8 protein-coding genes are annotated in these 10,675 nt (G+C 70.5%); 2 read left to right on the top strand and 6 right to left on the bottom strand.

The annotated features are described in order from the left end of the window. Nucleotides 1-107 precede the first annotated feature (107 nt). Entirely contained in the window at nt 108-419 is a 312-nt protein-coding gene (locus ACIQPT_RS01385; RefSeq protein ID WP_401151218.1) for a hypothetical protein, read from the top strand. Nucleotides 420-627: 208 nt separating this feature from the next. Here the strand turns inward: ACIQPT_RS01385 and ACIQPT_RS01380 are convergent, their stop codons facing one another. The 6 genes from ACIQPT_RS01380 to ACIQPT_RS01355 all read right to left on the bottom strand — a co-directional run bounded on the left by ACIQPT_RS01380 (nt 628) and on the right by ACIQPT_RS01355 (nt 9,672). Beyond that, nucleotides 628-3,756: a ThuA domain-containing protein gene (locus ACIQPT_RS01380; RefSeq protein ID WP_401151215.1), complete on the bottom strand. Its 3,129-nt coding sequence runs from the start codon at nt 3,754-3,756 to the stop codon at nt 628-630. Between the two features lie 91 nt (nt 3,757-3,847). Next, nucleotides 3,848-4,714, bottom strand: a complete 867-nt coding sequence (locus ACIQPT_RS01375; RefSeq protein WP_401151213.1) for a sugar phosphate isomerase/epimerase family protein — start codon at nt 4,712-4,714, stop codon at nt 3,848-3,850. A gap of 92 nt (nt 4,715-4,806) precedes the next feature. Continuing rightward, entirely contained in the window at nt 4,807-6,042 is a 1,236-nt protein-coding gene (locus tag ACIQPT_RS01370; protein ID WP_401151211.1) for a substrate-binding domain-containing protein, read from the bottom strand. Beyond that, the gene (locus ACIQPT_RS01365; protein ID WP_401151208.1) at nt 6,039-7,124 is read right to left on the bottom strand and encodes an ABC transporter permease; all 1,086 of its coding nucleotides are present in this window, start codon (nt 7,122-7,124) and stop codon (nt 6,039-6,041) included. Before ACIQPT_RS01365 ends, ACIQPT_RS01370 begins: the two co-directional genes overlap by 4 nt. Next, nucleotides 7,121-8,110 carry an ABC transporter permease gene (locus tag ACIQPT_RS01360; protein WP_401151606.1) on the bottom strand — a complete coding sequence of 330 codons (990 nt, stop codon included), beginning with the start codon at nt 8,108-8,110 and terminating at the stop codon, nt 7,121-7,123. Before ACIQPT_RS01360 ends, ACIQPT_RS01365 begins: the two co-directional genes overlap by 4 nt. A gap of 68 nt (nt 8,111-8,178) precedes the next feature. Next, a complete protein-coding gene (locus ACIQPT_RS01355) occupies nt 8,179-9,672 on the bottom strand; it encodes a sugar ABC transporter ATP-binding protein (RefSeq protein WP_401151205.1) in 1,494 nt (497 codons plus the stop codon). Nucleotides 9,673-10,119: 447 nt separating this feature from the next. Between ACIQPT_RS01355 and ACIQPT_RS01350 the strand changes: the two genes are divergently transcribed. Next, the gene (locus ACIQPT_RS01350; RefSeq protein ID WP_401151603.1) at nt 10,120-10,641 is read left to right on the top strand and encodes a DUF4396 domain-containing protein; all 522 of its coding nucleotides are present in this window, start codon (nt 10,120-10,122) and stop codon (nt 10,639-10,641) included. The last annotated feature ends 34 nt before the right edge of the window (nt 10,642-10,675 follow it).

Genomic DNA, 10,675 nt, shown 5'->3' with positions numbered 1-10,675 from the left:
ATTTACGCCGTACGCCCATCCGGAGATGGCTTCGCACCGAAGAACTCACGTCCGGACGTCCGTCCGGACGCCTCCGGCCCATGCGTCGAAGAGATCTGGAGAACCCCATGAAACTCCCTGTTCCCGCCCTGCGGTGGCAGCTCGTCGGAGCCGTCGTCGGCACCGCGCTGTTGGCGACCGCTCCCGCGGCATCCGCCGTCACCGCCGCTCCCGAAGCGGCGCCCCGGCAGGCCCACTCCGCTCGCGAAGCAGGGTCCGCCGCCGGACCGTTCGCCTCCTACCGGGGAATACAGGGCGGAAATCTCTGTCTGCTGGCCCGGTGCACGGTGGGCGCATCCGGACCGGGCGGCCACACGGGCCCCAGCAATACCCAGGGGTTCAACCTCTGCCTGCTCGCGCTGTGCACCGTGCGCCCCTGAACGGAGGTCGGCCCATCCCGTCCGGAACGTCCGACACAGTCGCACTGCGACGGCGGTCCGGGTGACCGGGTGTGGCCACCGTCGAAGAGGTCAATGAGCCCTGAGGTATCTGGGGGAGTCCAACGGACGCGGGCCGCCGCAGCCCGATGGTGCGAGCTGCGGCGGCCCCGGCCTTCCCGTGCGTCTTCCGCGCTGTGTTATGCCTTCGTCAGCCTCCGGCCGCGTCGAACTGGATCGCGTCCACGTCGAACGCACCGCCCGATCCTGTCCTGAAGACCAGGTGGAGCCGGTGCGACCCGCTGATCGGGTCCAGCGGCACGGCCGGCGTCAACTGGTAGTCGTCCCAGCCGCCGGTGGCGGGTACGGGTGTGGTGGCGAGCAGGGGGCCCGTCGGGGAGTCTGCTCGCAGCTCGATCGAACCGCCGGCGCTCGGTGCGGAGATGCGGTAGCGCACGGCTTCGGTGCCGGTCAGGTTGATGCCGTCGTAGGCGAGCCAGTCGCCGTCGCTGATGTCACCGATGCGTTTGCCGTTCTCCGCTCCGGACTGCTCGACGATCCGGGTTCCGGACTGCGCGGAGAAGTACTCGGCCTGCCGGTGCCGGGGTTGCAGCACGGCGCGTCCGTAGCCGGTGAGTTCGGCGCTTCCCGGTGCGCCCTTGTCGGTGTAGCGCGCGTTGAGCACGAAGTACAGGTTCGCGCCCTCGGGGTGGCCGCCGAGGTCGCCCGTGGAGACGGTGCCTTCGCAGCCGGCCTTGTCGGCGGTGGGGTGCTCGTGGTCGTCGTGGCCGAGTGCCGGGTTCAGGAAGACCTGGGAGCAGTCGACCGGGCCGTCCTCGGGGTCGGTGACGGTGATCCGGTAGGGAACGGTGTCGCCGAAGTCGATGAGTTTTCCGTCCTCCGGGAGTTCGATCGTGACGGTCGGGGCGGTGTTGCCGACCGTGATCGGTACGTTCGCGAACGCGGTCTTCCCGTCCGGGTCGGTCGCCTTGAGCTGGGCGGTGAACACCCCGTTCTCGCGGTAGACGTGCGTGGGGTCCGCCTCCGTCGAGTCCGTCGTGCCGTCGCCGTCGAAGTCCCAGGCCAGCTCGATCGGCTGGCCGTCGGGGTCGGCGGTTCCGGCGCTGGAGAACGCGACGGTCAGCGGCGACGTCCCGTTGGTCGGGGTGCCGGTGGCCTTGACGACCGGGGCCCGCTGACCCTGCGAGTAGTCGATCCGGTAGAGCCCGGAGTCGTTGTTGCCGCCGCCGAACGAGGATCCCCAGTCCAGTACGTACAGCGAACCGTCCGGACCGAACGTCATGTCCATGGGCTTGGCGAACTTCACCGTGGGCGCGAAGTCGTTGATCTTCAGGAGCTTGTCCTCCGCGTCGAAGCGCATCTCCTTGACGTAACCGCGGGCCCACTCGTAGAAGAAGCTCGCCCCCTCGTAGTAGGCCGGGAACTTGGTCGGGGAGGGGTTGTCCGCGTCGTAGTGGTACACCGGACCGCTCATGGGCGCCGATCCGCCCTCACCCAGCTCGGGGAAGTCCGGGGAGGCGCCGTAGCCGTACCAGACCTCCGGCTGCTGGATGGGCGGCAGGGTGGTCAGGCCGGTGTTGTTGGGCGAGGGGTTCGTCGGCTCGGAGCAGTCGAACTTCGCGCCGACGACCCCGGTGTCCGGGTCGAAGGGCGCGTACGCCTGGTTGTCGCCGTGGCAGAACGGCCAGCCCAGGTTGGCCGCCTGCTTGACGACGTTGTACTCGACGAGTCCCTCCGGGCCGCGGTCGGTCGTCGGCAGCCCGCGGTCCGGTCCGTAGTCCGACACGTGCACCCAGCCGTTGGCCGGGTCGACGCGGAAGCGGAACGGGTTCCGGAAGCCCATGGCGTAGATCTCGGGGCGGGTCTTCTCCGTGTCGGGGGCGAAGAGGTTGCCCTCCGGGATGTCGTAGCCGCCGTCGGCCTTCGGCTTGATCTTGAGGATCTTGCCGCGGAGGTCGTTGGTGTTGCCGGCCGTCCGGGCGGCGTCGAGGTTCTCCTTGCCCGGCCGCCAGTCGAGGGGAGCGTAGCCCTGCCAGTTGCTGTCCAGGTTCGGCGGGGTGTCGTCACCGGTGGCGACGTACAGCGAGCCGTCGGGACCGAAGTCGAGGGCGCCGCCGGTGTGTCCGGGCTCGGGGAAGGTGCGGTCGCGGTAGGCGGGGACGTCGATGATGTCCTGCGCGCTCGCGGTGTCCAGCTGGTCGCCGTTCACCGTGTACCGGGTCACCCGGTTGACGTCCGTGGGGCTCGACGCGGGGGAGTGGTAGAGGTAGATCCACTTGTTCTCCGCGAAGCCCGGATCGAGCGCCATGCCGACCAGGCCGTCCTCGCCGCCGGTGTACACATCGAGCTTGCCCGCACTGACGGTGGTGCCCGTGTCGGGCTTGTGGATCTTGACCTCACCGCTGCGCTGGACGTAGAACACCCGGCCGTCGGCGGCGACGTCGAGCTGCATCGGGTCCGCGGTGTTGTCGTCCAGCGTGACCTTCTCGAAGCTGTTCCAGACCGTCCCGCCGCAGTCGCCCGGCTCGGCGCCGGCCGCCCACCGCAGGCCCCCGACGATGTGCTCGCGCATCTCCGGCTCGTCGAACGAGGCGCCCGTGTGCCCCATCGCGGTGGCCCACACCCGGCCGCCCTCGGCGTTGCGGCACCAGGAGATGGGGTGGTCGGCGCCCATCGCGGACCCGCCGGGGTCGTACGTGGTCTCGTCGGCGGTCACCAGGACGTGCACGTTCCCGCGCGGGTTCTGGTCGAAGTTGTACCACTCCTCGTCCCGCGTCCAGCGCTCGGGCAGACCCTTGGTGGACGGGTGCACCCGGTCGGCGACCTTGGCGGTGCCGCGCAGGACACCGGGCGAGTGCGCGGGCATGTGGCTGCCCCCGTTGACGAGCTCGTCCCACCAGGGGAACTCGTCCTCGATGCCCATGTCGAGGGAGTTGTGTACGGCGACCACGCCCTTGCCCGACCGGACGAACTTCTGCAGCGCCTCACGCTGGCCCTCGGTGTCCCAGACCATGCCCGAGTTCTGCAGCATGACCAGGGCGTCGAAGGTCGCGAGGTTCGCGTCGTCGAAGACCGCGGGATCGTCGGACCGCACCACCTCGTAGTGCCCGCCCTCCGCCTCGTCCTCGAACATCTTGACGGCCGACGGGATCGAATCGTGGACGTACCCCACCGCCCTGGTGAACACCAGGGCGCGGAACGTCACATGGGCCTCGGCCTTCTGCGGGGGCGACAGCACCAGAACGGCGAGTGCCAGCGCCAGGACGGTGGCCAGTGGCCGGACGAGCGCCCGTAGTCGACTTCGATCGGAGAGCTGCATGTTTTCTCCTCAAGGGGACATGGCTGCTTGCTCGTTCGCGGGGAACCCAACCGGACCCGGACCCAGACCCGGACCCGGCCCGGAAGCCGTTTCAGGGTTCGAGCGCGGAGATCGTGCGGCGCAGGAAGGCGATGCCGTCGCGGGCGATGGCGTCCTGGGACTCGGCCAGCGGCCGCCAGATCGAGGCGGCGACGGCGATGGACGCGTTGTGCGCGGTGAACGACTCGATGCACAACGGCCCGCGGTAGCCGGCCTCCCGAAGGGCCGTCAGAAAACCGGTCCAGTCCAGGTGATCGGCGCCGGGCGTGCCCCGGTCGTTGGCGCAGACCTGCACATGGGCGATCCGTCCCGCCGCCGCGCGCACCCCGGCGGCGAGGCCGCGCTCCTCGATGTTCTGGTGGTAGGTGTCCAAGGCGATGCCCACCGTGCCCTCGGGGAGCGGCGCGATGGCCTCGCGGGTCTGCGCGACGGTGTTGAACAGACTGGTCTCGTAGCGGTTGAGCGGCTCGACCGCCAGGGAGACACCGTTCTGCCCGGCGTGCTCGGCGACGGGCGCCAGCCCCGACCGGAACTCCTCGACGAGGCCAGCGCGTTCGCTGTCGGTGCTGCGCCAGGTGCGGCCGACCGCCGCGTACATCGGCCCGATGACCGTCGGCGCGCCCAGCTCCGCCGCGGCGTCCGCACAGCGCCGAAGGTAGTCGCGGGTGCGGGTCAGCGACGCCGCCGAGGTGCTCACCAGGTCACGCCCGGGCGGCATCACGGCGCAGACGGCCGCCGGTGCCAGACCGTGGTCGGCGAGGACGCGGCGGGCCTGCGCGGGGTCCCAGTCGTCCGGGTCCTCCAGCGGCAGCTCGACCGCCTGCGCGCCCGTCTTCGCGATCCCGGGCGCCAGTTGACGTAACCGGGGGAGGTCGAGCGGAGACGTCCAGATCCAGGTGTTCACACCGAGGACGAACACGGCTCCTCCTTTCGGAGGTGTGGGGGGGGTGAGGTGGGGGAGTAGGGAGGGATGTCGTACGGGGCCCGACGCCCTGGTGGGTCCCCGTGCGGCTACTTGCCACCCCAGGTGCCGGGGTAACCGGGCAGGGTCTCGCAGCCGCACATCGCGTAGTGCAGCGGCGGCATCCCGGTGGTGAGGTACGTGTCGCGCGTCTCGCCGGTGATCGTCGGCTGCGGAAGCTTCCACACCTTCGGCACGGGCTCACCCTCGAGGATCCGCAGGGCCGCGATCACCGGGGTGCGCCACTGGTACGTCGGATAGGTCGGGGCGACGGCGGTGAGCTTCTTCTCCTTCCAGATCTCCAGGAACTGCTGCTGGTCCTCGCCCGTGATGGGCGGGACCTCCTTGCCCGCGTCCTCGAACGCCTCGACCGCCGCGACGGCGGTGTCCCCGGCGTCCATCCACACCCCGTCGATGGTCCCGTGCCGCTGGATGGCGTCCGTGACGACGGCCTTGGTCTTCGCCGGGTCGCCGTCGGTGAACTTGACGTCGACGACGTCGAGCCCGGCCGCCTTCAGAACCCTCTCGCCGGCCGCCCAGCGGTTCTCCAGGACGTCGACGCCGGGCAGGATCCGCAGGGCCAGGATCTTGCCGCCCGGGTCGACGTTCTCCTCCAGGAACTTCGCCGCCGTGTGTCCGAAGGCGTACCCGCCCACCGGGTTGATCATCGTCACCGGGCAGTCGGTGTCGACGCCCCGGTCGAACACGATGACCGGGATCCTGCCGCAGGCGGCCTTCACCGCCGGGGTCAGGGTCGCGGTCGTGTTGGGCGACACGATCAGCGCCGAGCACCCCTTGCCCGCGAGTTCCTGGATGTCGGAGATCTGCTTGTCGTCCTTGCCCTGGGCGTCCAGGACGGTGAACTTGCTGATCTCCGGGTGGGTGGCCGCCTCGGCCTTCATGGTCGTCAGGCCGGTCTGCCGCCAGTTGTTGGCCACGTTGGCGTTGGAGAAGCAGATCTCGTACGGGCCCTTCTTCTTGTACGGGGACGTGTCGGCCATCTCCCGCGGGTCGAGCATCTGCGCCCAGGGCTTGCCGGCCGGTCCCTCCGGTTCGGCGTCCAGGAGCGCCAGTTGGCTGTCGTACTCCTCCTGTACGAAGAACGTGGCGTCGCTCTTGCCCGCGTCGGCCGACTCGCTCGCCGAGGTGTTTCCCCCGCCCGCGGTGGCACCGTCGGCGTTGCCCGGTGCGTCGCTGGAGCACGAGGTCATGGCGACGGCGAGCGCCGCCGTCAGTGCGAGGGCCGCGAGGGGGAGTCCGCGGCGCTTCGGTCGGCTGTCCTTCATCGCTCTCCTCGTGGTGTTCGATGGGTGTACGCCGCAAACCGCCTGCGGAGTGCGGACCAGTCCAGCGCCCCGAGGGCGACGGCGGTGATGACGATGGCGCCCTGCACCGCGGTCTCCATCGCGCCGGAGACGCCCCGCAGGTTCAGGAGGGTGAACAGGGTCTGCAGCGAGAGCGCCCCGCACATGGCGGCGACCACGGACCCGGCGCCCCCGCCGAGGGCGACGCCGCCCAGCACCACGGCGGTGATCGCCTCGAACTCGTAGCCCCGGCCGGCCTGCGCGGAGACCCCGGAGAAGCCGCCGACGAGGATCGCGGCCACCGCCGCGGCCACTCCGGACAGCACGAAGGCGAGGGTCCGCACGCGCAGCACCCGCACTCCGGCGAGCCCGGCGGCGCGTGCGTTGTCCCCGGTGGCGATCAGGGTGCGGCCGAAGTCGGACCGCATCAGCACGACGACCAGTACGCCGACCGCGACGCACACCAGGACCGCCCACGGCATCGGACCGAACGCGGTCGCGCGGCCGATGGCCCGGAAGCTCTCGGGCAGGACGCCGCTGGGCGAACCCTGGGTCCAGTAGAAGACGGCGCCCTCGAGGATCAGCGTCATCCCCAGCGTCGCGATGAAGGACGGCACCCGGAGCACGGTCGCCGCGAGCCCGTTGACGAGCCCGACGAGCGCGCCGCCGAGCAGCAGGAGCGCGACGACGACGAGCCAGTGGGCGCCGGGGAAGGCGTGGTACGTCTCGGCCGTCACCACGACACCGACGGTGACCAGGGCGCCGACCGACAGGTCGTAGCCGCCGGAGACGATCACCAGATACTGACCGGCCGCCAGGACGACCAGCGGGGCGGAGCGTTTCAGGAAGGCCAGGAAGGGATCGGGCTCGAAGAACGTCGGGTCCTCGACCCCGAGCGCGACGAGGAGCACGGCAAGCAGCAGATACACGGGGGCCCCGGCCCGCAGCGAGGCGAGGAACCGGGCTCGCGGCGACAGCCTGGTCACCCGTACGGACTCCGCGACGGCACCGGCGTCCGCCGGTTCCGCGCCCCGCCGCGACCCGGTCAGGGGAGTGCTCTTCATCCGGAGGCCCCCTTGCCGGTCACGCGCCGGGCGTAGAGGGCGACCGCGACGATGATGACGACGCCGCGCACCACGTTCTGGAAGAACGGGTCGACGCCGATCTGGTTGAAGACGCTGTCCAGGACGGCCAGGATGAGGACGCCGCCCAGCGTCCCCGCCACGCCGCCGCGGCCGCCCGCCAGCGCGGTGCCGCCGAGCACCACGGCCGCGATCGACGTCAGGTCGTAGCGTGCCTCGGTGCCCGCCCACGGCGAGCCGGCGCCGAGCCGTGCGGCCAGGAACAGTCCCGCCAGGCCCGCGCACACTGCGCACAGCACATGCGCGGCGATGATCACGCGGTGCGTGCGCACTCCGGAGAGGCGGGCGGTCTGTTCGTCGCCGCCGACGGCGTACATGTGGTGGCCCAGCCGGGAGCGGCGCAGCAGCAGCCACATCGCCGCGCCCACCGCGAGCAGCAGGAAGGCGGAGACCGGGAGCGGTCCTATCCGGTCGTAGCCCAGGCGCTGGAAGGCTTCCGAGACCTTGCCGGCCGGGCCGGAGTAGTTGTCCTCGATCCAGCCGCGCAGCATGAACCCGACACCGAGGGTCGCGATGAAGGCGTTGACCTTGAAGGTGGTGACGACGATGCCGTTGAAGAGTCCGACCGCCGCCGATATCGCCAGGACGGCGCCGATCGCGGGAAGGACGTTGGCGTCGCTGCCGTCCATGGTCTCCGCGGCGACCAGGGTCGTGATGCTGATCAGGTAGGCGACCGAGAGGTCGAGCGAACCGGTGAGGATCACCGCGGTCTGTCCGACGGCGACGAGCCCCAGCACCACGGAGTTCTGGAGGATGCCGACGGTGTGGTCCATGGTCAGGAACGCGCCGCCCCTGGCCTCCACGACGATCCACCCGAGCAGATAGACGCCCAGGAGGGCGAGGTAGACGACGGTGGTGGGGTCGGTGAGCCTCGCGGCGGTCGCGGTCCTGGCCCCGGTGGCGCTCATGGCTGTGCCGGATCTGCCGGATCTGCCGAACCTGCCGGGTTTGCCGGGCGGGGTGAGGGTCGGTGCGTTCATGCCACGGCCTCCGAAGGCGCGCGGCCGGCGGTGGCGAGCCGCATGATCTCTTCCTCGGTCGGACCGGCGGGGAGCTCGCCCGCGATCCTGCCTTCGCTCATGACCAGTACGCGGTCGCTCATGCCGATGACCTCGGGAAGCTCGGAGGAGATGAGCAGCACCGCCATGCCGTCCCGCGCGAGCCCGCGGATCAGGTCGTGGATGGCGGCCTTGGCCCCGACGTCGACGCCGCGCGTCGGTTCGTCGACGAGCAGGACACCGGGCCGTACGCCGAGCCATTTGGCGATGACGACCTTCTGCTGGTTGCCTCCGGACAGATAGCGCACCTGCTGCTCCTGGCCGTGGGTGCGCAGGTCGACGCTTTCCAGGAGCTCCGGGATGTCGGAGCGCCGCCGCCGGAAGGGGGAGGAGAAGACGGCCCGTTCGACGAGCAGCGCGTTGTCGCGGACGGACTGCCGCAGGGCGAGCCCCTCAGCCTTGCGGTCCTCACTGACGAGCGCCAGACCGGCCCGGATGGCCTGGCGCGGGCGGCGTGGCCGCAGGGCCCGCCCGTCCACCGTCATCCCGCCCCCGGTGAAGGGGGCGATGCCGAACAGCGCGCGGGCCAGTGAGGTGCGGCCGGAGCCCTGGAGTCCGGCCACGCCGACCACCTCACCGGCGTGCAGCCGCACCGTGATGCCGGTGAGCTTCGCGGTGCTCCCGCCGTCGACGGAGAGCCGGAGCGGGCCGCGCTCGGCCGCGGTGCTCCGCGGCGGGTAGTAGGTGCTGAGCTCACGGCCCACCATCAGGCGGACGATCTCGTTCTCGTGGGTGTCCGCCGTGGTGAGCGTGGCGATGCGGCGGCCGTCCTTGATGACGGTGATCCGCCGGGACAGGTCGAAGACCTCGCGCAGCCGGTGCGAGATGTAGAGGATGCCCATCCCGCGTTCGATCAGACGGTGGATCAGGGCATACAGGCGGCCGACCTCGTGGTCCGCGAGGGCCGCGGTGGGTTCGTCCATGATCAGGACGCGGGCGTCGGTGGACAGCGCCTTGACGATCTCCACCACCTGTTGCTGCGCGACCGAGAGTCGGCGGACGGGGGTCCGAGGGCCGAACGAGGTCTCCTCCAGTTCGGCCAGCAGGTGCGCGGTGGCCGTCTCCATGGCGCGGCGGTCCACCAGCCCGTGGCGGGTGGGCTCCCGGCCGAGGAAGACGTTCTCGGCGACCGTGCGGTCGGGCAGGAGGGTGAACTCCTGGTGGATGATGGCGATCCCGGCCGCCAGCGCCTGTGCGGGATGGGAGAAGACGACGGGTTCTCCGTCGATGAGGATCGTGCCGTGGTCGGGCGCGTGGACCCCCACCAGCGTCTTGACGAGCGTGGATTTCCCGGCCCCGTTCTCGCCGACCACGGCGTGCAGTTCCCCCACGTCGAGATCGAGCCCGACGCCGTGCAGGACCTGGACCCCCAGGAACGACTTGTCTATCCCCGCCATGGACAGGAGGGTCATCGGGCCCACCCGCACCGTGAGGCGGCACGGACGGAGCGGAGGCTCCCCACACCGTCGGCCGTCGCCGGAAGGCCGGCGAATAATCGCACGCGATGCCCGGCGAACAGGCTTCCCGGCATGGTCATACCTCCCTGGTTCGCACCAACTCCCCTTGTCGGAGGGGAGGTTGGCCAGGAAGGTAGCAGCTTCATCCTGGGGCAGGAAGAGCTGACGCACAGCGGAACAAACTTTGTCCATTAGCTGTACAAAGGCTCCGGGTGGGCGTACTCAGGAGGGGTGTACGGGCTTTGCCGGTGCGGCGTCCGAGGGCTCGGGAAGCCCGGTTCGCCTGTCGGCCCCTCTTCTCGTTCATCCCGCTGATCCGGCGATGCCTTATACCCCCATGGGGTATAAGATTGTCGCGTGGGTCAGCGGGATGCCACCCGGACGGGATGGGAGATGACGACCATGGATCACGGTACGCACCACACCGGCACCGCCCATGACCACGGCGATCGGCCGTCGGGCGAGGGGCACGCCGGGCCGGGGGAGGGCCGGGTGACGTGGTGGGCTGCCGCGAAGGCGACGCTGCACTGTCTGACCGGCTGTGCGATCGGCGAGATCCTCGGCATGGTCATCGGCACCGCCCTGATGTGGGGCAACGTGGAGACGATGGTCCTGGCGATCGCGCTGGCGTTCGTGTTCGGCTACTCGTTCACGCTGTTCGCGGTCCGCAGGGCCGGTCTGGGCCTCAAGGCCGCTGTGAAGGTGGCGCTGGCCGCCGACACCGTCTCCATCGCGGTGATGGAGCTCGTCGACAACGGCATCATCGCCCTGACGCCCGGCGCGATGGACGCCCATCTGTCGGACGCGCTGTTCTGGACGGCGCTGCTGGGAGGCTTCGCCGTGGCCTTCGTGATCACGACCCCGGTCAACAAGTGGATGATCGGCCGCGGCAAGGGCCACGCCGTCGTCCACGCCTACCACTGACCGGCGGGCCGGGGCCGCGCAACGGATGCGGCAG

Source organism: Streptomyces sp. NPDC091289 (assembly GCF_044757365.1).
GTDB lineage: Bacteria > Actinomycetota > Actinomycetes > Streptomycetales > Streptomycetaceae > Streptomyces.
The sequence above is the reverse complement of the archived record's forward strand: the minus strand, read 5'-3'. Positions and strand labels throughout refer to the sequence as shown.

Excerpts from the sequence above, each read along its gene's own strand:
- ACIQPT_RS01385 (WP_401151218.1), top strand. The coding sequence starts at position 108 with ATGAAACTCCCTGTTCCCGCCCTGCGGTGGCAGCTCGTCGGAGCCGTC.
- ACIQPT_RS01380 (WP_401151215.1), bottom strand. The coding sequence starts at position 3,756 with ATGCAGCTCTCCGATCGAAGTCGACTACGGGCGCTCGTCCGGCCACTG.
- ACIQPT_RS01370 (WP_401151211.1), bottom strand. The coding sequence starts at position 6,042 with ATGAAGGACAGCCGACCGAAGCGCCGCGGACTCCCCCTCGCGGCCCTC.
- ACIQPT_RS01365 (WP_401151208.1), bottom strand. The coding sequence starts at position 7,124 with ATGAAGAGCACTCCCCTGACCGGGTCGCGGCGGGGCGCGGAACCGGCG.
- ACIQPT_RS01360 (WP_401151606.1), bottom strand. The coding sequence starts at position 8,110 with ATGAGCGCCACCGGGGCCAGGACCGCGACCGCCGCGAGGCTCACCGAC.
- ACIQPT_RS01355 (WP_401151205.1), bottom strand. The coding sequence starts at position 9,672 with ATGACCCTCCTGTCCATGGCGGGGATAGACAAGTCGTTCCTGGGGGTC.
- ACIQPT_RS01350 (WP_401151603.1), top strand. The coding sequence starts at position 10,120 with ATGGATCACGGTACGCACCACACCGGCACCGCCCATGACCACGGCGAT.